This window comes from Streptomyces hamibioticus (assembly GCF_047946815.1).
Classification (GTDB): Bacteria; Actinomycetota; Actinomycetes; order Streptomycetales; family Streptomycetaceae; genus Streptomyces.
In genome coordinates, this window is record NZ_JBKKQY010000001.1 from 3,839,935 (window position 1) to 3,859,625 (window position 19,691).

General features: G+C 73.5%; 23 protein-coding genes and 1 tRNA gene. 6 read left to right on the forward strand and 18 right to left on the reverse strand.

The features are described from left to right. Positions 1-208 precede the first annotated feature (208 nt). Together ACLGIH_RS17305 and ACLGIH_RS17310 are read left to right on the forward strand one after the other, a co-directional pair. The gene (locus ACLGIH_RS17305; RefSeq protein ID WP_416526149.1) at positions 209-937 is read left to right on the forward strand and encodes a GAF and ANTAR domain-containing protein; all 729 of its coding nucleotides are present in this window, start codon (positions 209-211) and stop codon (positions 935-937) included. Between the two features lie 36 nt (positions 938-973). Beyond that, positions 974-1,675 carry a GAF and ANTAR domain-containing protein gene (locus ACLGIH_RS17310; RefSeq protein WP_416526150.1) on the forward strand — a complete coding sequence of 234 codons (702 nt, stop codon included), beginning with the start codon at positions 974-976 and terminating at the stop codon, positions 1,673-1,675. On the opposite strand, the gene ACLGIH_RS17315 is transcribed toward ACLGIH_RS17310, so the two are convergent. From ACLGIH_RS17315 to ACLGIH_RS17325, 3 genes are all read right to left on the reverse strand, one after another. Continuing rightward, positions 1,658-2,479: a YceI family protein gene (locus ACLGIH_RS17315; protein WP_416526151.1), complete on the reverse strand. Its 822-nt coding sequence runs from the start codon at positions 2,477-2,479 to the stop codon at positions 1,658-1,660. The two genes, ACLGIH_RS17310 and ACLGIH_RS17315, sit on opposite strands and share 18 nt — an antisense overlap. A 123-nt stretch (positions 2,480-2,602) precedes the next feature. Further along, on the reverse strand, positions 2,603-5,071 hold the full coding sequence (locus tag ACLGIH_RS17320; RefSeq protein ID WP_473246758.1) for an MFS transporter: 2,469 nt from the start codon (positions 5,069-5,071) through the stop codon (positions 2,603-2,605). A gap of 85 nt (positions 5,072-5,156) precedes the next feature. After that, the gene (locus ACLGIH_RS17325) at positions 5,157-5,657 is read right to left on the reverse strand and encodes a MarR family winged helix-turn-helix transcriptional regulator (RefSeq protein ID WP_416526153.1); all 501 of its coding nucleotides are present in this window, start codon (positions 5,655-5,657) and stop codon (positions 5,157-5,159) included. A 274-nt stretch (positions 5,658-5,931) separates the two neighbouring features. Here ACLGIH_RS17325 and ACLGIH_RS17330 point away from each other — a divergent pair, with 274 nt between their 5' ends. Further along, positions 5,932-6,129 (forward strand): hypothetical protein, encoded by a 198-nt coding sequence (locus tag ACLGIH_RS17330; RefSeq protein ID WP_416526154.1) that lies wholly within the window; start codon positions 5,932-5,934, stop codon positions 6,127-6,129. Between the two features lie 168 nt (positions 6,130-6,297). Here ACLGIH_RS17330 and ACLGIH_RS17335 read toward each other — a convergent pair whose 3' ends face one another. The 8 genes from ACLGIH_RS17335 to ACLGIH_RS17370 form a co-directional block, all read right to left on the reverse strand. Next, on the reverse strand, positions 6,298-7,248 hold the full coding sequence (locus tag ACLGIH_RS17335) for an RNA polymerase sigma factor SigF (RefSeq protein ID WP_416526155.1): 951 nt from the start codon (positions 7,246-7,248) through the stop codon (positions 6,298-6,300). Positions 7,249-7,517: 269 nt separating this feature from the next. Then, entirely contained in the window at positions 7,518-8,366 is an 849-nt protein-coding gene (locus ACLGIH_RS17340) for an RNA polymerase sigma factor SigF (RefSeq protein ID WP_416526156.1), read from the reverse strand. Between the two features lie 176 nt (positions 8,367-8,542). Continuing rightward, positions 8,543-8,836, reverse strand: a complete 294-nt coding sequence (locus tag ACLGIH_RS17345) for a Dabb family protein (protein ID WP_416526157.1) — start codon at positions 8,834-8,836, stop codon at positions 8,543-8,545. Beyond that, the gene (locus ACLGIH_RS17350) at positions 8,833-9,012 is read right to left on the reverse strand and encodes a hypothetical protein (protein ID WP_416526158.1); all 180 of its coding nucleotides are present in this window, start codon (positions 9,010-9,012) and stop codon (positions 8,833-8,835) included. Before ACLGIH_RS17350 ends, ACLGIH_RS17345 begins: the two co-directional genes overlap by 4 nt. A gap of 94 nt (positions 9,013-9,106) precedes the next feature. Beyond that, positions 9,107-9,191, reverse strand: a tRNA-Ser gene (locus ACLGIH_RS17355). A 167-nt stretch (positions 9,192-9,358) separates the two neighbouring features. Next, entirely contained in the window at positions 9,359-9,790 is a 432-nt protein-coding gene (gene tadA / locus ACLGIH_RS17360; RefSeq protein ID WP_416526159.1) for a tRNA adenosine(34) deaminase TadA, read from the reverse strand. 71 nt (positions 9,791-9,861) lie between these two features. After that, a complete protein-coding gene (locus ACLGIH_RS17365) occupies positions 9,862-10,404 on the reverse strand; it encodes a tRNA adenosine deaminase-associated protein (RefSeq protein ID WP_416529404.1) in 543 nt (180 codons plus the stop codon). Positions 10,405-10,771: 367 nt separating this feature from the next. Next, positions 10,772-10,936 carry a hypothetical protein gene (locus ACLGIH_RS17370; RefSeq protein WP_416526160.1) on the reverse strand — a complete coding sequence of 55 codons (165 nt, stop codon included), beginning with the start codon at positions 10,934-10,936 and terminating at the stop codon, positions 10,772-10,774. A 205-nt stretch (positions 10,937-11,141) separates the two neighbouring features. Here ACLGIH_RS17370 and upp point away from each other — a divergent pair, with 205 nt between their 5' ends. Then, complete coding sequence (gene upp / locus ACLGIH_RS17375; protein WP_416526161.1) at positions 11,142-11,777, forward strand: uracil phosphoribosyltransferase; 636 nt, start codon at positions 11,142-11,144, stop codon at positions 11,775-11,777. 103 nt (positions 11,778-11,880) lie between these two features. Here upp and ACLGIH_RS17380 read toward each other — a convergent pair whose 3' ends face one another. The 7 genes from ACLGIH_RS17380 to ACLGIH_RS17410 form a co-directional block, all read right to left on the reverse strand. After that, complete coding sequence (locus tag ACLGIH_RS17380; protein ID WP_416529405.1) at positions 11,881-12,504, reverse strand: LytR C-terminal domain-containing protein; 624 nt, start codon at positions 12,502-12,504, stop codon at positions 11,881-11,883. A 162-nt stretch (positions 12,505-12,666) separates the two neighbouring features. Then, positions 12,667-12,963 carry a type II toxin-antitoxin system VapB family antitoxin gene (locus ACLGIH_RS17385; protein WP_004943146.1) on the reverse strand — a complete coding sequence of 99 codons (297 nt, stop codon included), beginning with the start codon at positions 12,961-12,963 and terminating at the stop codon, positions 12,667-12,669. A 259-nt stretch (positions 12,964-13,222) separates the two neighbouring features. Continuing rightward, on the reverse strand, positions 13,223-13,360 hold the full coding sequence (locus ACLGIH_RS17390) for a hypothetical protein (RefSeq protein WP_416526162.1): 138 nt from the start codon (positions 13,358-13,360) through the stop codon (positions 13,223-13,225). A gap of 87 nt (positions 13,361-13,447) precedes the next feature. Beyond that, the gene (locus ACLGIH_RS17395; RefSeq protein WP_416526163.1) at positions 13,448-13,801 is read right to left on the reverse strand and encodes a hypothetical protein; all 354 of its coding nucleotides are present in this window, start codon (positions 13,799-13,801) and stop codon (positions 13,448-13,450) included. Positions 13,802-13,893: 92 nt separating this feature from the next. Next, positions 13,894-14,571, reverse strand: coding sequence for an HdeD family acid-resistance protein (locus ACLGIH_RS17400; protein WP_416526164.1), 678 nt, complete (start codon positions 14,569-14,571; stop codon positions 13,894-13,896). An 846-nt stretch (positions 14,572-15,417) separates the two neighbouring features. Then, positions 15,418-16,029, reverse strand: coding sequence for an HhH-GPD-type base excision DNA repair protein (locus ACLGIH_RS17405; protein WP_416526165.1), 612 nt, complete (start codon positions 16,027-16,029; stop codon positions 15,418-15,420). Positions 16,030-16,053: 24 nt separating this feature from the next. Then, on the reverse strand, positions 16,054-16,779 hold the full coding sequence (locus tag ACLGIH_RS17410; protein WP_416526166.1) for a siderophore-interacting protein: 726 nt from the start codon (positions 16,777-16,779) through the stop codon (positions 16,054-16,056). Between the two features lie 80 nt (positions 16,780-16,859). Here ACLGIH_RS17410 and ACLGIH_RS17415 point away from each other — a divergent pair, with 80 nt between their 5' ends. Beyond that, positions 16,860-18,932, forward strand: a complete 2,073-nt coding sequence (locus ACLGIH_RS17415; RefSeq protein ID WP_416526167.1) for a penicillin acylase family protein — start codon at positions 16,860-16,862, stop codon at positions 18,930-18,932. After that, positions 18,925-19,533: a GNAT family N-acetyltransferase gene (locus tag ACLGIH_RS17420; RefSeq protein ID WP_416526168.1), complete on the forward strand. Its 609-nt coding sequence runs from the start codon at positions 18,925-18,927 to the stop codon at positions 19,531-19,533. Before ACLGIH_RS17415 ends, ACLGIH_RS17420 begins: the two co-directional genes overlap by 8 nt. Positions 19,534-19,691 lie beyond the last annotated feature (158 nt).

Below are 19,691 nucleotides of genomic sequence, written 5' to 3' on the forward strand. Positions count from 1 at the left end.
GTGGTCGTCCGGATTCCGGCAAGGCCGCTTCCTGACCCATGACCCATTCCATCATGCCGGGTCCCGGCACGGAAGGCGCCCGGGCGGCCCGTCGGCCTTCAGGCGGGCGTCACCGAACCGCAATCAAGCAGCTAGAGTGCTGTCCGTACTGTGCTCGCAGTCGGGAATGTGCTGCGGAGCTCTCCGACGCGCGGCCGCTTGACCGCGCATGCCGAAGAGGTTCGTGGTGACTGCGTCCGAATTTACTGATTTGCCGCATTTTCAGGTGGGTTTCGAGCTGGCCGAAGCTCTCACCGAGGCGGCTCAGCAGCTGCACGCAGGCTCCACCCCGAACGGCACCATGCGCACCGCCGCCGAGCTGGCCGTGCGGTTGCTGCCCGGCGCCGAGCACGCCGGCGTCTCGGTGATCGAGCGCGGCGACCAGCGCCGCATCCTGGCCTGGACCGACGAGGTCGTGCGCTCCGCCGAGGCCCGGCACGGTGCCCGGCAGCCGCACCCGCTCTGGGAGCGCCTGCGGACCACGCCGGTGGTGCGGATAGAGGACAGCGAGGCCGATGACAGCGGCAACGCCCTCGCCGCTCTCGGGCTGCGTTCGGCGCTGTCCCTGCGGCTGCGCGCCGACCGGCGCCGGCTGACCGTGCTGACGGCGTACTCCCGCAAGCCCCGGGCCTTCGACGACGAGGTCACCCGCCTCGGCCGGCTGTTCACCGCGCACGTCAGCATCGCCCTGGACTCGGCGGCCGAGCGCGAGCAGCTCACCGAGGCGATGCGCACCCGGGACCTGATCGGGCAGGCCACCGGCATCCTCATGGAGCGCATGGGCGTCGACGCGGCCGGCGCCTTCGACAGTCTGGTGAAGGCCTCGCAGCGGGAGAACGTGAAGCTGCGCGACCTCGCCCGCCGCATCGTCGACGCGCACAACGCTCCCGGGGGCTGAGGCGTCAACGGGCGATGACGGGATATCCGTACGGGCATGAGACCCGACAGCTCCGACACGCTCGAGCAGGCCATGGCCCGCAGCCAAGGGCTCGACACCCTGCTGCGCGATCTGACCGACCGCGCGGTCAGGGAGGTGCCCGGCGCCGCGGCGTGCAGCGTCACGGTACGCCGCGGCGACCGGCTGCTGACGCTGGCCGGCAGTACCGGGCTGCCGCGGGGCCTGGATCTGCGCCAGTACGAGAACGGCTCCGGCCCCTGTGTGGACGCCGCCGAGACGGAGAGCGCCCGGTACGCCCCCGACCTGGCCTCGGAGACCCGCTGGCCCGCGTACACCCGGTACGCGCTGGCCACCGGCGTCCGCTGCGTGCTGGCGCTGCCGCTGCGCGTCGAGGGTGAGGCGGGCGCCGCGCTCAACCTCTACGGACTCGAACCCGGCGCGCTGGGCCACGGCCGGGAGACGGCCCGGGACTTCGCCGAGCGGGCCGCCCACGCCGTCAACGAGGCGCTGCGCATCGAGCGGCAGGGCGCCTCCACCGCCGACGTGCGCACCGCACTGCTCTCCCGCAGCGTCATCGACCAGGCGATCGGCATCCTCATGGCCCGCGAGCGGATCGACGCCCGCGTCGCCCTGGAACGGCTGCGCCGCATCTCGCAGCACCGCAACGTCAAGCTCCGGGACCTGTGCGGCGACCTGGTGGCCCGGACCGCGGACGGGGCCTCACGCAGCCGGCAGTGACGCGCCCTGGACCGCCTGGATGTCCAGCTCGACCCTGAGCGTGGTGCCGATGGCGGCGATGCCCGCCTGGAGGACCTGGTTGTAGTTCATGGCGAAGTCCTCGCGGCGCAGCTCCGTCGTCGCCCGGAACGCCGCCCGGGTGCCGCCCCACGGGTCGGCGCCGGTGCCGAGGTAGGCCAGGTCCAGGTCGACCGGGCGGACCACGCCGTGCAGGCCCAGCTCGCCGTGGACGGTCCAGCGGTCGCCGCCGGCCCCGGTCACGCCGGTGGAGCGGTAGGTGATCTCCGGGAAGCGCTCCACGTCCAGGAAGTCCGCGGAACGCAGGTGGGCGTCGCGCATGCCGTTGCCGGTGTCGACGGAGGCCGCCCTGATCACCGCCTCCACCCGGGACCCGGTGACGTCGTCCGGGGCGATCTCGACGGTCCCGGCGAACTCCGTGAACCGGCCGTGCACGCTGGAGATCCCCAGGTGCTGGGCGACCGCGGCCACGCTGGAGTGCGCCGGGTCGATGGTCCACGGGCCGGGAGGCGGCAGCTCGGTCCCGCCCTGCCGGGCCAGCGTCACCGTGCCGACCTCGGCCCGGCCGCTCGCGGTGACGATCGCGCTGGACGCGGCGGGCGCGTAACCGACCGCCGTGACGATCACGGTGTACGCCCCCGGCGACAGCGGCGTGGCGTCCCGTACGGCCCCCTCGGCGTCCGCCTCGGCGCGCAGCACCTGCGTGCCGGTCATGTCGGTCACCGTGACGACCGCGTGCGACACGGCCCATCCGTCCCTGGTACGGATCCTCGCGGTCAGTCCCATCCCGTTTTCTCCCGGAGAAGCTCAGAAAGTCTGAGGAAGCATCAGAAGCCGGTCGTGAACCGGCCCGCGGCGGCGGGCGCGCTTCCGCTCGGAGCACGCCCGCCACCACGGGCCGGGGTATCGCTACTCGCCGGGGTGGGCGAGTTCGATGTCGTGGCCGTCGGCGCCCTGGCCGGCGACCGTGAGGGCCGTGGCCACCGGCGGGTAGCCGGTCGCGATGACGGTGTACTCGCCGGCGTCCAGGTCGGTGAAGGCGTACGCCCCGTCCGACCCGGTCGTCGCCGTGCCGGCCACGTTGCCCGCCGCGTCGACCAGCGTCACGCGGGCGTCGGCCAGTGGGCCGTGCGGCGCCCGGACGACGCCCTGGACGCGGGCCCCCGTCTCCAGGTCGACCTCGACCCGGGTGACGCCGGTGCCGCCCACCTCGACGGGCAGGGCGCGGGGCCGGAACCCGGCGGCGTTGACCGCCACGGTCACCGTGCCCGGCACCAGTTCGGCGAGGGAGAACTCGCCCTGCTCACCGGTGGTGGCGGTGGCCAGCAGATCGCCGCGCACATCGGTCACGACGACCATGGCGTCCTGCACCGGCAGCCCGCTCCCGGCCGCCCGCACCAGGCCGGTCAGCCCGCTGGTGCCGCTGAGCAGCACGTCGTAGGCGACCGGCTCGCCGCCCACGACGATGGTGGACGCCTGCGGCTGGTAGCCGTCGGCGGAGGCGATCAGGACGTACGACCCCGCGCCCGGCGCGTCCAGCGCGTAGGAGCCGTCGGCCTGCGCCACGGACCGGCCCAGCTGCCGGCCCGCCAGCGAGATCAGGGTGACGGCGGCCTGCGGGACGGGCGCGCTGCCGTCGCCGCGGACCTGGCCCCGGACCGGCACGCCGCCCGGTGCGCCGCCCGGAGCGGGCTGTTCGCCGGCCACCGTGGCGACGGCGGCGAGCCGCTGCGTGGCGCCCTGCGTGGTGCCCTGGGGGGCGGTCGCCGAGGTGGCAGAGGCGGCGGGCACCGGCTCGGCGACCCTGGTGGCCTCGGCCGGGGCCGGGGCGGTCGGCGGGGCCGACTCGGAGGTGGCCTCGGCGGCCTGCGCCAGGGCGCCGGAGGTGCGCAGCGGGACCTCCTTGATGAACAGGGTCACCAGGAAGGCGAGCAGCGCGACCGGAGCGACGTACAGGAAGATGTCGGCGATGCCGTGCCCGTAGGCGCTCTCCAGCCACTCGCGGATGCCCGGGGGCAGCAGGTCCATGTCGGGGATGGAGCCGCCGCCGGACGTCTTGGCGGCCATGGCCCGCTCCTGCGGGCTGAGCTGCCCGATGGTGTCCTGCGCGTAGTGGCTGATCCGGGTCGACATCACGGAGCCGAGCACCGAGACGCCCACCGCACCGCCGAGGGACCGGAAGAAGGTCACCACGGAGGACGCGGCGCCCAGGTCGCTCGGGGCCACCTGGTTCTGCGTGCACAGCACCAGGTTCTGCATCATCATGCCGACGCCGAGGCCCATCAGCGCCATGAAGATCGCGATGTGCCAGTACGGGGTGTCGTAGCGCATGGTGCCCAGCAGGCCCAGGCCCGCCGTCAGCAGCGCGCCGCCCACCAGCAGCCAGGCCTTCCACCTGCCGGTCCGGGTGATGACCTGACCGGAGACCGTGGACGACACGAACAGGCCGCCGATCATCGGGATCGTCATCACGCCCGACATGGTCGGGGACTTGTCCCGGGCCAGCTGGAAGTACTGGCTGAAGTAGACGGTGCCCGCGAACATCGCGATACCGACGAACAGGGAGGCGAGCGAGGCCAGCGTGATGGTGCGGTTGCGGAACAGGCGCAGCGGGATGATCGGCTCGTCGGCCCTGGTCTCCACGAAGAGGAAGACCAGCGCGAGCACGATCGAGCCGCCGACCATCACGCCCGTCTGCCAGGACAGCCAGTCGTACTTGTCGTCGGCGAAGGTCACCCAGACCAGCAGCAGGCAGACGGCCGCGGTGATGAAGAAGGCACCGGCCCAGTCGACCTTGACCCTGCGCTTGACGACGGGCAGGTGCAGCGTCTTCTGGAGCACGATCAGCGCGATCACCGCGAAGGGCACACCGACGTAGAGGCACCAGCGCCAGCCGAGCCAGCTGGTGTCGGTGATGACACCGCCGAGCAGCGGGCCGCCGACGGTGGCCACGGCGAAGGTCGCGCCCAGGTAGCCGGAGTAACGCCCGCGCTCACGCGGGGAGATCATCGCAGCCATGATGATCTGCGCCAGGGCGGACAGACCACCGGCGCCCAGGCCCTGGATGGCCCGCGCGCTGATCAGCATCGCCGGGTTCTGCGCCAGACCGGCCACCACCGAACCGACGACATAGACGAGCAGGGCTATCTGGACCAGCGCCTTCTTGCTGACCAGGTCGGCGAGCTTGCCCCACAGGGGAGTGGAGGCGGTCATCGCCAGCAGTGAGGAGGTGACGACCCAGGTGTAGGCGCTCTGGCCGCCGCCGAGGTCGGAGACGATCTCGGGCAGGGCGTTGGTGACGATGGTCGAGGACAGGATGGCGGCGAACATGCCGAGCAGCAGCCCGGAGAGCGCCTCCATGATCTGCCGGTGCGTCATCGGAGCGCCTTCGGAGGAGCCTCCCCCGTGCTTGGCATGAGCCCGCACACCGGCTGGTGTGGTCGTTGCCATGGACTTCCTTTGCTTACGTGGTGATCGCGGGTGTACGGGTGGACTGTTCGGGCACGGGCGGTGCGCCGGGCCGGGCGGGTGCGGAGCGGCAGTCGTCGAAGCTCGCCCGCAGGCGGGTCATCAGCCGGGTGAGCTGGCCGACCTCCTCGTCGCTCCAGTCGCTCAGGCGGTGGGCGAGCAGCTGGGTGGTCCGCTCGGACAGCTCGCCGAGCTGGGCGTTGCCCGCGGGCGTCAGGCGCAGGATGCGCGAGCGCTTGTCCGCGGGGTCGGGGGACCGCTCGATCCAGCCCCGGTCGGCGAGGTGCGCGACATGGCGGCTGGTCACCGACATGTCCACGGCGAGCAGCTCCGCGAGCCTGCTCATGCGCATGTCCCCGTGGCGGCCGAGCAACGTCAGTACGGCGGCGGAGCCGCTGGGGCACTCGGCCGGCAGGATCCGGCCCAGCTCCCGCTTCACGGCGCCGAAGGCGCTGAACTGGCGGATCAGCTCCTCGTACTGTGCCTTGCCGGCCATGCGCACCTCCCGTGTTCGTTGCTTAGAGCAACCATAAGACCTGTTAGTTGCCACAGGCAAATAAAAGGGAGGAGTGCGCGCTAAAAAGTTGGCAAAAGCAAGTATTGCGAAAGTAAACGTGCAGGTGACGCGGGCTGTGGGCAAGGGGCCGGGGAGCGTCCGGTGAGCGGTCGGTGAGCCGTCGGTGGGTGCCCGGTGGGCGCCTGGTGCGCGGTCGGTGGGTGCCCGGACCCGCGCTTGGGCCGCACCCGCGGATTCGCTAGGGTCTCGGGCCATGGCTAACAACCAGGGCCCCCAGGGCAATTACGACCCCGCTGGCAGCACTCAGATGTTCCGCGCGTTCGTCGACGAGGGCGCCCCCCAGTCCCGCCAGGCGGCCCCCGCCCCGGCCGGTCCCCGTATCGGCCTGATCATCGGCATCGTGGCCGCCGTGGCCGTCATCGCGGCGGTGGCCTGGCTGGCGCTGAAGTAGCCGCCGGGCGCGTTCGCCCACGGCCTGCTCAGCGCCGTTCCCACGTGCCGCCGTGCCGCCGTACCGCCGTGCCGTCCGGGCCGGACGCGCGGCGGCCGCCGCATGCGTCCGGTGAGGGCGCTGCGGCGGCCGGTGGGCGGGACCGGTGCCCGTCCGTCGCGCGGGTGCTCAGTCGGAGATCAGGCCCTCGCGCAGCTGGGCCAGCGTGCGGGTGAGAAGGCGGGAGACGTGCATCTGGGAGATGCCGACCTCCTCGCCGATCTGCGACTGCGTCATGTTGGCGAAGAAGCGCAGCATGATGATCCGCCGCTCCCGGGGCGGGAGTTTGGCCAGCAGCGGTTTGAGGGACTCGCGGTACTCCACGCCCTCCAGGGCCGTGTCCTCGTATCCCAGCCGGTCCGCGAGCGAGCCCTCGCCGCCGTCGTCCTCCGGGGCCGGGGAGTCCAGTGAGGAGGCCGTGTAGGCGTTGCCGACCGCCAGACCGTCGACGACGTCCTCCTCCGACACCCCCAGTACGGCGGCCAGTTCGCCGACCGTCGGTGAGCGGTCGAGCTTCTGGGACAGCTCGTCGGTGGCCTTGGTGAGGGCCAGGCGCAGCTCCTGGAGCCTGCGCGGCACCCGCACCGACCAGGAGGTGTCGCGGAAGAACCGCTTGATCTCGCCGACCACCGTCGGCATCGCGAACGTCGGGAACTCCACGCCCCGTTCGCAGTCGAAGCGGTCGATCGCCTTGATCAGGCCGATGGTGCCGACCTGGACGATGTCCTCCATCGGCTCGTTGCGCGAGCGGAAGCGGGCCGCCGCGTAGCGCACCAGCGGGAGGTTGAGCTCGATCAGCGTGTCCCGGACGTAGGCGCGCTCCGGGCTGTCCTCGTCGAGTGCGGCCAGCCGCAGGAACAGGGAGCGGGACAGGGTGCGGGTGTCGATGTTCGCCGAGGTCGGCACGGCCGGGAAGTCGGCGGCCGGCACGGCCGGGAGCTCAGCTGCCGGGAGAGCCGGGGCCGGCGCGGCTTCGAGGGCCGAGACGTCATCGATGGGGCCGAGCGCGTCGAGCGCGTCGGGCGCGGTCTCGCTCTCCGCGAGCGCGAGCACCTTCGAGCTGCCCTGATCTGCGGACATGCCACCCCCTTTGGGTCGCGGGACGGTCGGGGCGCACGCTCCCCACTTCGGGAACGCAGCCTTCACCTGAATACCGGAGCCGAAGCCCCGGCAAACGCGCTTCCCGCAGAATGTCACATGTCGGCAACGCGCTGTAGTGACATGTCGACATCCGAGACACGAATCGCCCCTGGAAGCAGGGGGTCTGACGGTCTATCGGGGCGGAAATGTCGGCAACCGCCCTGCTGGGCGATTCGCTCGCGGCGGTTATCCCTCGCTCACGCTTGCGGTTACGCGTCGATGCGGTTCGCCGACCTCAACCGCTGGAAGCTCCGGGCGAGCAGCCGGGAGACGTGCATCTGGGAGACGCCGAGTTCGGCGCTGATCTGCGACTGGGTGAGGTTGCTGTAGTAACGCAGCAGCAGGATCCGCTGCTCCCGCTCCGGGAGCTGGACGAGGAGGTGCCGGACCAGGTCGCGGTGCTCGACCCCGTCCAGCGCCGGGTCCTCGTAGCCGAGCCGGTCGAGCAGCCCGGGCAGCCCGTCGCCCTCCTGCGCGGCCTCCAGCGACGTGGCGTGGTACGACCGCCCGGCCTCGATGCACGACAGCACCTCGTCCTCGCCGATGCGCAGCCGCTCGGCGATCTCGGCGGTCGTCGGGGTGCGCCCGAAGGCGGTGGTGAGATCCTCGGTCGCGCTGTTGACCTGCACCCACAGCTCGTGCAGCCGGCGCGGCACGTGCACGGTGCGGACGTTGTCCCGGAAGTACCGCTTGATCTCGCCGACCACCGTCGGCATCGCGAACGTCGGGAACTGCACGCCCCGGTCCGGGTCGAACCGGTCGATGGCGTTGATCAGCCCGATGGTGCCGACCTGGACCACGTCCTCCATCGGCTCGTTGCGGGAGCGGAAGCGGGCGGCGGCGTAGCGCACCAGGGGCAGGTTGGCCTCGATGAGCGCCCCGCGCACCCGGTCGTGCTCCGGCGTGCCCGGCTGGAGTTCCTTGAGTTCGGCGAAGAGCACCTGGGTCAGGGCCCTGGTGTCGGCCCCCCGGCTACTGCGCTGCGGCGCGGCTTCCTGGGGCGGTGCCTCCTGGGGCGGCGCTTGAGGCGCAGTACTGGCCGGCACGGTCAACTCCACCTCGTATCCATCAACTCATCCGTCAAAAGCGGTCATAGCATCACAAGACATGTGCACTGTGTGCAAGCACCTCATAACGCCGTGTTGTGTGCAGGGTGGAGCAAAACCGGGCATAAACCACGAATGGCCCCTCGCCTGGAGCGGCGAGGGGCCAGGTGCCGGGCGGGTGCCCGGTCTCAGAACTCGTAGTCGGCGATCACCCAGGTGGCGAACTCCCGCCACAGGGCCACGCCCGCCTGGTGCGCGGGGTGCTCCAGGTAGCGCTTGAGGGTGTCCGCGTCGTCCACGGCGGAGTTGATGGCGAAGTCGTAGGCGATGGGCCGGTCGCTGATGTTCCAGGCGCACTCCCAGAAGCGCAGCTCGGGGATCTGGCCGCCGAGCGCCCGGAAGGCCTCGACACCCTTCACCACACGCGGGTCGTCGCGCTCGACGCCCTCGTTGAGCTTGAACAGGACCAGGTGCCGGATCATGACTTTCCTCCGTTGACGACCCAGGTCATGAAGTCGCCGATGGCCTTGGCGGCGTTGGATATGCCCTCGAACACTATCCGGACGTAGTCCGTGGCCTTGTCCGGGTCCGTGATGATCAGGTACAGCGCGAAGACCACGAGTACGTAGACGGCGATCTTCTTTGCGTTCACCGCCACCGCGGCCTCCCCTGTCACTCCTGTCGCTGACGTGCCACGAGCGCTGCTCATGATCGCACGAAGGGCCCCGTCTTCCGACGGGGCCCTTCTGAAGCGGTAGCGGAGGGATTTGAACCCTCGGTGACTTGCGCCACACTCGCTTTCGAGGCGAGCTCCTTCGGCCGCTCGGACACGCTACCGAGGGAGACCTTACAGCAAGCCGCGGCATGGTTGAAATCGGTATCCGGCGGCCCGCCCGGAGACGGTGCGGAGACGGCCCGGAGCACGCCCGGGGCCGGCGCGGAGTCCGCCCGGAGCCGGTCCGGAGCCGGTCCGGTGCCTGCCCGGAGCCGGTCCGGTAGGTCCGTCACCGGTCCCGGAAGAAGTCCGTGAGCAGCCGGGCGCAGTCGGCGGCGAGCACTCCCTCGATCACCTCGGGCCGGTGGTTGAGCCGCCGGTCGCGTACGACGTCCCACAGCGAGCCGGTCGCGCCCGCCTTCTCGTCCCGGGCGCCGTAGACCACCCGGTCCACGCGGGCCTGCACCAGCGCGCCCGCGCACATGGTGCACGGCTCCAGGGTGACGACGAGCGTGCAGCCCGTCAGCCGCCACTCCCCGAGCCGCTCGGCCGCCCGCCGGATCGCCAGGACCTCGGCGTGCGCGGTCGGGTCGCCGGTGGCCTCGCGCTCGTTGTGCCCGGCCGCGAGCACCGTCCGGCCGTCCGGGGACAGCACGACGGCGCCGACCGGGACGTCCCCGCCCCGGCCGGCCTGCCGTGCCTCGTCGAGGGCATGCCGCATCGCGGGCCGCCAGGGATCGCGCACCGGGTCCGGCGGCCCGTCTCCTTGGCCCTGCGCGGTAGGCGGTGCGGTCAGCGGACGGTCTCCAGTACCTCCGAGGCGCCCAGGGAGTCGGCGATCTCGCTGAGCGCGTCATGGGCCATCGAGCGCAGCTCCTTCTCGCTCACGCCCAGGTCGTCCAGGATCTCGGCGTCGCCCACCGGGCCGTGCGGCACGGTCGACTCGGCGGCTCCGGCGGTCGCGGCGCCGTCACCGGCGTCGTCGTCCTCCGGTTCGCCGTCCTCCGTGCCGTCGAGGTCGAGGGCGTCCAGGTCGGTGCCGTCGTCGCCGGGCTCCCGGCCGAGCAGCTCGTCGGTGAGCAGGATCTCGCCGTAGCTGCTGCGGGCAGCGGCTGCGGCGTCCGAGACGTAGATACGAGGGTCCTCCTCGCCGTCCACCCGGACGACGCCGAACCATCCGTCCTCCTGCTCGATCAGCACCAGCACCGTGTCCTCGTCGGGAGAGGCTTCCCGGGCCAGGTCGGCCAGATCCGACAGGGTCTCCACATCGTCGAGCTCTGTGTCGCTCGCTTCCCACCCGTCTTCGGTGCGCGCGAGCAGTGCGGCGAAGTACACCGTGACTCTCCCACTGGTCATAGGCGTGCCGGTTGGGGGTCCCCCCGGCGGAGGCAGCGGGCGGGGAGAACGGGCTCCGAGCCCCACCCACTCGGAATCGTGGCAGAAACGAGGCCGTCAGGGGATGCCTTCGGCTCCCTGTGTCCGGCTGTTTCGATCGCGAGTCCGACGGCATGCCCGCGAGTCCACCGGTGAAAGCGCCCCCAAGGGGGCTCACCGGCACACTCGTTGCCGCCACCTGCGGATCGTACGCGGGATTCCCAGGGACCCGCGGACGTCCGTTCCGGCAACACCGGCGCGCCGCGGGATCTTCCCCGACCGGCCCTGGGACGGGTCCGGTTCTGCGGCCGGACCGGCTCTGCCGGCTCTACCAGCGGAACGTTCGCATGCGCATGGCGTGCCGGAGCCGGGCCGCCTTGGCGCGCCGCGGCTGCACGCGGTCGCGCAGTGCGCGGGCCTCGGCCAGCTCGCGCAGGAACCGGGCGCGGCGCCGTCGGCGTTCGCCGTCCGGGTCGGTCTCCGGTTCCGTCAACCGCCCCCGCCTCCGCCCCGGCCCCTCGCCCGACGACGGCGTGTCGTGGAATTCCCGGTCAGCCACAGTCTCACCACCCAGCGTCCGTCCCTCCCACCTTCCCCCGGAGGGGTGGTTTGACGCCAGCGAGTGAGTGAAGGGGCAGGCCGGGGCTTGCCCCGGCGCGGGGACGCCGGGCCCTCGGGGCCCGGTTACTGTGGTGGACATGCGTCTCCACGTCGTCGACCACCCCCTGGTCGCCCACAAGCTCACCACGCTGCGCGACCAGCGCACCGACTCCGCGACCTTCCGCCGTCTCGCCGACGAGCTGGTCACCCTGCTCGCCTACGAGGCCACGCGCGACGTGCGCACCGAACAGGTCGACATCCAGACGCCGGTCGAGTGGACCACCGGCGTCAAGCTCTCGCACCCGCGCCCGCTCGTGGTGCCCATCCTGCGGGCCGGCCTCGGCATGCTCGACGGCATGGTCCGGTTGCTGCCGACCGCCGAGGTGGGCTTCCTCGGCATGATCCGCAACGAGGAGACGCTGCAGGCCTCCACCTACGCCACGCGCATGCCGGAGGACCTCTCCGGCCGCCAGGTGTACGTCCTGGACCCGATGCTGGCCACCGGCGGCACGCTGGTCGCCGCCATCCAGGAACTGATCAAGCGCGGCGCCGACGACGTGACCGCGGTGGTGCTGCTCGCCGCGCCCGAGGGCGTCGAGGTGATGGAGCGCGAGCTGGCCGGCACGCCGGTGACGGTCGTGACGGCATCGGTGGACCAGCGGCTCAACGAGCACGGTTACATCGTGCCGGGCCTCGGCGACGCCGGTGACCGGATGTACGGATCGGCCGAGTAGGCGGTCGTCTCTCGGGGCCGGACCGGTCCTTTCCGGGGGGTGTCCCGGGGCCGGCTCCGGTCTTCCGGTGATCGGCTCGGCCGTGCCTCGGGTCTTCCCGGGGTCAGCAGCTCTGCCTGCCGGTGGCCGTGGCCTTCGGGTCCGGCGCGGTCAGCTTGGCCAGGGCCGCGTCGGCGTCCGTCCTGGCCGCCAGCCCCTTGAAGCCCTCGCCGATGATCAGGTCCACCGCGCCACCCTTGCGGGCGGCGTCGGTGCGCAGTTCGGCGGCGGGGAGCTGGGTGCCGAGCACGGGCAGCGAGGTCTTCAGGGCCGCGGCGGGGCCGAGCAGGACTCCGGCCCCCTCGACCTTCTTGTCGTACTCCTTGGGCGCGTTCGCCACATCGCCGACGCGGAAGCCGCGCTTCTTCAGCTCGTCGGCGGTCTGCTGGGCGAGACCGCTGCGGGTCGTGGCGTTGAGCACGTTGACCGTGATCCGGCCCGGCTTCGGCAGGGCCGCGGCGGCCGGCGAGGCGGAGGCCCTGGCCGGGGTGACCGGGCAGTCGGCCCTGGTGCCGGCCGCGACCGCCTCGTCGTCGCCGGTGAAGACGTCGATGAGTTGCAGCGTGCCCCAGCCGAGCAGGCCGAGGGCGGTCACACAGGCCACGACGGCGAATGCGAGCCTGCCGCGCCGCCGGGGAGGCCGCATCCGCGGGTACTTGTCACCCGTGATCCGGTACTGGCCGCCCATGCCGGGGGGAGTCAGCATGCTCATGGGCGCAGCGTAGTGCGCGTGGGCGGCAATGCCTACTAGATGATCATTCGGCGTTCCGCGGGACGGCCCTAATCCAACCCGAAAGGGCCAAGCCGCCGGTCGCCCGGGGTCTCGTCGGCCGAGTCCTCCGGCGCCCGCTCAGTCGAGTTCGAGGACGCGCGCGTGCAGCACCTGGCGCTGCTGGAGCGCCGCGCGGACCGCGCGGTGGAGGCCGTCCTCCAGGTACAGGTCGCCCTGCCACTTCACGACGTGCGCGAAGAGGTCGCCGTAGAAGGTGGAGTCCTCGGCGAGGAGCGTCTCCAGGTCGAGCTGCTGCTTGGTGGTGACGAGCTGATCGAGGCGGACCGGGCGCGGCGCGACATCCGCCCACTGCCGGGTGCTCTCCCGGCCGTGGTCGGGGTACGGCCGGCCGTTTCCGATGCGCTTGAAGATCACACGGAAAGCCTACCGGCCCAGTCGTCCCGGGCGCAGCCTCGGCGCGGGAGTGCGACGCCGAAAAAGACGTCGTAAAGGCGAGCAAAACGGAATGCGGGCCCGAGGCGGGCGGCCGCGAGCCCGTCCCGCCGGACGGCCGGCCGTTCGGCCGCCGCGTGAAGCCCGGCCGCGTCGGGGTGCGGGGTGGGACCCGCCGCCCGGAGTCCCACCCTCTTCGCACGCATGGCGGAAGCGGGCCGCCTCCGCCTGGCCCGGCGGGTCAGTCCCGCCGGCGTTCCCGTTCGGCCGGCCGCCGGGTGCGCGGGTCCGGCTTGGGCTCGGCCGGCTTGGGCGGCGCGCTGCGGGTGGCCTCGGCGCGCAGCAGGGCGCGCATGACGGCGTAGGGGTCCTTGAGCATGACGGTCTCCTTGTCGCGGGTGCCGTGTCCGGTGTCTGCGTGGTCGGTGTTCCGTGCGTCGGGCCGACGGGCCGGTGGCCGGTCCGATCAGCAGCGCAGGACCACCGAACGCAGGCCGCGCAGGGAGTACGGCGGTCCCGGCGGCGGCTCGGCGACGAGGCGCGGGACCGTGCGCGCGGGCGCGGGGGCGGCCGGGACGGGGGCGGGCCGCCGGGGTGCGGAGCGGCGCCGGGGGGCGCGGGCCGGGGCGCGCAGAGCGGTGTCGACGGTCTCGTACTCCAGGACCGGGCCGCCACCGCTCTCCGCGGACACGACCGCGGCCGGCGACGACTGCACCTGGGCGGGCATGCCGGGCACGAGCAGGGCGAGCAGCAGGACCAGCGCCCGCAGCCAGGCGCTCCGGACTCCGGCGCGGGCGGTGGCATGCGGTACGGGGCTCACGCCAGGTCGTCTCCCGCGCGGCGCGCCTCGTCTCCCGCGCCGGGCGCGATAACCGCTCGCTCGGCGTATGGCGGATGGTGAGGCGGTGCCGTTCACAGGGTGCGCGGGACCTGCCGGGCGCGACCGCGGATGCGGAGGGCGGTGACGATCTCGGCGACGCCGACGGCGACGAGCCAGCATCCGGCGAGCACGGTGAGGACGGCGACGGACTCGAACGGCGAGACGATCAGGACGGCGCCGGCGAGGGCGGAGACGACGCCGAGGAAGACCTGCCAGCCGCGGGCGGGCATCGCCGGGTCGTGGGCGGCGGCGACGGTCTGGGTGATGCCGCGGAAGAGCCAGCCGATGCCGATGAACAGGGCGAGCAGCAGGACCGACTGCAGCGGGCCGCGGAAGCAGAACAGGCCCAGCAGGACGGACAGGGCGCCGCTGATGAAGGCCAGGACGCGCAGGGAGGTCGTGCGGTGTGTGCCGAAGGCGGCGGCCAGTTGGAGGACGCCGCTGATCAGGAGGTAGAGCCCGAACAGCACGGCGGCGGCGAGCAGGGAGGCGCCGGGCCAGACCAGGACCAGGACGCCCAGCACCAGGGAGGCGACGCCGGTCAGCAGGACGGTCTGCCAGGCGGCCCGGGACAGCAGGTGCAGCGGCCCCTCGAAGGGCGGTTCGGGTTCGTGCCCGCCCGGCGGCCCGGCGGGCGGCGTGTGCCGGGCGTGGACCCTGCGGTCGTCGTCCCCCGTGCCCCGGGGGGCACCGCTCGGTGGCTCGGTCATGCCCCATGCTTGGCGCGCGGGGGAGGGCTCCGCCACCTGGACTGGTCCGGCCGTGGGAGTCACCCCGACGGGGCGGGCATCCGGAATTCCCGTCGGGGGCCGGGTCCTTCGCCCGGCCGCTCGCGGGGTCGCTCGCCTGCCGGGCTGCCTGCTCGGCGGGTCGCTTGCCCGCCCGCCCGGCTGCCTGTCTCCTGCCTGCCCCCCGTCCGCCCGTCCGCCCGCCCGCCCGTCCGCCTGCCCGGCTGCCTGCCCGGCCGCTCGCGCGCTCACCCGCCTGCCCGCCCGCCCGCCCGGTCGTTCGCTCGCCCGCGCAGCCGCTCGTCCCCGTTGCCCGGGAGGGCGGCTCGGTCCGGGGGTTGCGCTGCGCTGGGTGGGGCGGTGCTGTCCGGGGCGGGGTCCTGCCCGCCTACCCGTTTGCCCGCCCACCCGCCTACCCGCCTACCCGCTTGGCCGCCCGCCTGCCCGCCTGCCCGCTTGGCCGTCCGCCGTCCCGCCTGCCCGCTTGGCCGCCCGCCGTCCCGCCGTCCGCCGTCCCGCCTGCCCGCTTGGCCGTCCGCCGTCCCGCCTGCCCGCCTGCCCGCCGTCCCGCCTGGCCGCTTGGCCGCCCGCCGTCCCGCCTGCCCGCCGTCCCGCCTGGCCGCCCGCCGTCCCGCCTGCCCGCCGTCCCGCCTGGCCACCTGGCTGCCCGGCCGCCCGGCCGCCCGGCCGCCCGGCTGTCCCGGGCGGCGGGTCGGCCGGGAAGGCGGCCTTGTCCCGGGCCACCGGTGCGGGGCCCGGGGTGGTGCGTCTCTCGCATCGAGGCGGGTCTGCGCCCGCCCGGCACGACCGCTTCCGCGGTGTCGGTGTTTACTCGCCGGCCCGGCCCGTCGGGCGGGACGCCTTCTTGGCCTTGGCCGCCGCCTTCATCTCCTGTTTGTGGGCCCGGACCTTCGCCAGGGACTCGGGGCCGGTGATGTCGGCGACCGAGCGGAAGGACTTCGGTTCGCCGTAGTCGCCCGCGGCCTCCCGCCAGCCGTCCGGGCGGACGCCGAGCTGCTTGCCGAGCAGGGCCAGGAAGATCTGGGCCTTCTGCTTGCCGAAGCCCGGCAGGTCCTGGAGCCGCCCGAGCAGCTCCTCGCCGGTGCCGACGCCGCGCCAGACGGCCTCGGCGTCACCGTCGTAGGTCTCGACCAGGTACTGGCAGAGCTGCTGGATGCGGCCCGCCATCGAGCCCGGGTAGCGGTGCACCGCCGGTTTGGCGGAGAGCAGCGCCGCGAACTCCTCGGGGTCGTACCCGGCGATGTCGTGCGCGTCCAGGTCCTCGGCGCCCATCCGCCGGGCGATGGTCGAGGGGCCCTTGAACGCCCATTCCATCGGGACCTGCTGGTCCAGCAGCATGCCGACCAGCGCGGCGAGCGGACTGCGGCCGAGGAGTTCGTCGGCCTCGGGGTCCTGGGCGAGGTGCAGAGTGACGTCCATGCCCCGATGATCGCCCGGACCCGCTCAGGTCGCGCGCCAGTACCCGAGCGCGTTCACCCGTTGCCTGGGCAGGCCCAGCTCCTTGCGGACGTACGCCGCCAGGGTCCGGGTCGTGACCGTGTCGCAGGCGATCCAGACGTACGGGTCGGGGGTCGCCCGGAGCAGGCCGGGCAGCGCCTCCTTCACCCGGTCGACCAGATGGGCGCCCGCGTCGCGGCGCGGAACCGCGCGCACCTCGTGCCGGGCGGGGTCGGTGCGGAACGGCAGCCCGTCGGTCTCCTCGCCCTCGAACCAGACCGTCGCCGGGGCCGTGTCCAGGGCGTCGAGCAGGGAGTTGAGGGCGGGCAGGGACGCCGGGTCGGCGATCGCGAAGACGTGCGAGGGGGCGGGCTCGGGGTCCTGGAAGCCGGTGCCCTGGACGGTCGCCTCGATGGTGTCGCCGGGCTTCGCCGCCCGGGCCCAGTCGCCGGCGCGCCCCTCGTGCAGGGCGAACTCCAGGCTGAAGGTGCCGGCCGCCGGGTCCGGGTCGACCAGTGTGAAGGCGCGCTGGTGGGGCTTGCCCGCGTTCTGGAACCACAGGCGGACCCACATGGTGGGGTGGACGCCGGTGGCGGCCAGCATGCCGCCGTCGGCGAGGTGCACGCGCCGGAACTCCGGCGTGACGTCCTCGGCGCCGGTCACCGTGAACTCGAAGTCCTTGGCACGCATCAGCCTGAGGACCGCGCCCTCCCAACCCCGCCCCTGCCCCATCGTTTCTTCACCTTTCACGTACCATTCGGCGACGCCGCCGACTTAGGCGACCCTAACCTAAAGGAAAGTAGGGGCACAGGGTGAGCGCAGAGATCTACCGCGACGCCTGGGGAATCCCGCACCTGCGCGCGGACGACGTGGGCGAACTGGCCCGTGCCCAGGGCCGGGTCACCGCCCGGGACCGGGCCTGGCAGCTGGAGGTCGAGCGCCACCGTGCCCAGGGCACCTCCGCGTCCTTCCTCGGCCCCTCGGCCCTGCCCTGGGACCGGTTCGCCCGCCGGGCCCGCCTCGCCGACACCGCCCGCCGCTGCTTCACCGCGCTGGAGGAACGGGACCGCGAGACGGCCGACTGGGTGCGGGCGTACGTCGACGGGGTGAACGAGGGCCTGGCCGAAGCCACGGCGCCGGAGTTCGGCCGCACCGGGCTCCTCCCCGGCCGCTGGGAGCCCTGGACCCCGCTCGGCGTCTGGCTCGCCACACACGTGCTGTTCGCGGGCTTCCCGGCCAAGCTCTGGCGCGAGCAGGTCGCCGCGCACCTCGGCCCGGACGCCGTCGCCCTGTTCGCCACCGACGGCCCCGGCACCGCCGGCAGCAACGGCTGGCTGGTCAGCGGCGAGCGGACCGTGACCGGGCACGCGATCATCGCCGGGGACCCGCACCGCTTCATCGAGGACCCCGGTGTCTACCAGCAGATCCACCTGTCCTGCCCGGAGTTCGACGTCGTCGGCCTCGCCGTGCCCGGCGTCCCCGGCATCGCCCACTTCGGCCACGCCGGCCCGGTCGCCTGGGCCATCACCAACGCCATGGCCGACTACCAGGACCTCTACAGCGAGCGGCTGCGGCGCACCGGGGCGGGAGTGGAGGCGCTCGGCCCGGACGGGGTGTGGCATCGCGCGGCCCGGCACACGGAGACCGTCCACGTCGCCGGGGAGCAGGCCGTCGAGGTGGAGGTGATCGAGACCGACCGGGGGCCGGTCATCGCCGGCGGGCCGGAGGGCCTGGACGACGGCAGTCCGGCCGCACTCAGCCTGCGCTGCCCGCCCCGCGTCACGGGCGACCTGGGCTTCGGCGCCCTGCTGCCGCTGCTGCGGGCCCGCCGGGTCGCCGACGTCGACCGCGCCCTGGACGCCTGGGCCGAACCGGTCAACGTGGTGCAGGCCGCCGACACCGACGGCGGGCTGCTGCACCGGGTCGCGGGCCGGGTGCCGGTGCGCGCCGAGGCCAACCGCACCCGGCTGGTGCCCGCCTGGGAGCCCGGCCACGAGTGGCAGGGCTGGCACCGGCCGCCGCGCGCCGGACTCACCGACGGCATCGCGGTGATGGCCAACCAGCGCGGCCCCGCCGCCCCCCTCGGCGTGGAGTTCGCCCCGCCGCACCGCGCCGAGCGCATCACCGCCCTGCTCGCCGGGAAGGAACGCTGGTCGGCCGCCGACATGCCGGCCGTCCACACCGACACCCATCTGGCCTCCGCCGGCCCCCTGCTCGACCGGCTGGCCGCCCTGGGCCCGGACGGCCTGACGCCCGACGCCGCCGCGCTGCGCACCGGGCTCCTCGCCTGGGACCGGCGGATGGACGCGGACAGCACCGACGCGGCGGCGTACGCGGCGGTGCGCGGGGCGGTCGTACGGCGCCTGGCGGCCGAGCCGGCGTTCGCCGCGCTGGCCGTGCCGCCCGCGTACCCGGAGGTGCTCCTGCCGTGGCTGGCGCTGGTGCCGCGCATCGCCTTCGCCCTCGAACACCTGCTGCGCGCACCGGACCTGTACGGCATCGACCGCACGGCCGTGATCCGGGCGGCGCTGGAGGAGGTGGCCGCCGAGCCGCCGGGCGGGGCCTGGGGCGACGGCCACCGGCTCGTCCCCTGGCGGGCGCTGCCCGACGACTCCGCCGAGGAGCCCCGGCTCTCCGGCGACCACGACTGCGTGCTGTGCACCTCCGCCGTGCCCGGCCTCACCGACCGCGCCGCGCGCGGCCCGGCCGCCCGGTACGTCTGGGACCTCGCCCGCCGCGAGGACAGCCTGTGGGTCGTCCCGCTCGGCGCCTCGGGCGTCCCCGGCTCGCCCCACCACCGCGACCAGCAGCCCCTGTGGCTCACCGGCGGACTCGCCCCGGTGGTCACCGACTTCGACCAGCTCACGAAGGATGCCGATGTCTGACACGTACGCCGCCCGCACCGCCGTCCACGAGCAGGCCCTCGACGGCTTCGGCACCGTCCGCGTGCTGCCCCTCGACGCCGCCGCCGACGCCGGGGTGATCCACCGCTGGGTCGGCGAGGAGCGCGCCGTCTTCTGGGGGATGCGAGGTCTGACCAGGGAACAGGTACGGGAGATATACGCCCACATGGCTGCCCTCGACACCCACCACGCCTTCCTGATGGTGAAGGACGGCGAACCGGTCGGGCTGTTCCAGACGTACGAGCCGGGCGCCGACCGGGTGGGCGAGTGCTACGACGTCGAGCCCGGCGACATCGGCGTCCACCTGCTGCTGGCCCCCGCCGGGGACGGCGGCGTCCGGCCGGGCTGGACCTCGGCGCTGACGGACGTCCTCGTGACGTACGCCCTGCGGGGGCTGGACCGGACGCGGATCGTGGTGGACCCGGACGTGCGCAACGAGAAGGCGATCGCGCGCTTCTTGAGGCAGGGCTTCACCGCCGGACCGGCGGTGGTACTGCCGGAGGTCGACCTGCCGGACGTGTATCTGCCGGAGAAGAGGGCCCAGCTTGCCTTTCTCCGCCGGCACGCGGCCTTCGCGGGCTGAGGCCGGGGGGCGATGGCCTCCGCGGGCTTGGGGCCGGGGGGCGATGGCATGTGTGGGCTTGAGGCCTGGGGCGATGGGCATTTGCTTGGTTGAGGCCGGGGGCGATGGCATGTGCGGGCTGGATCCGCCGGGCAGCCGGCATCCCGGGCCGAGTTCGC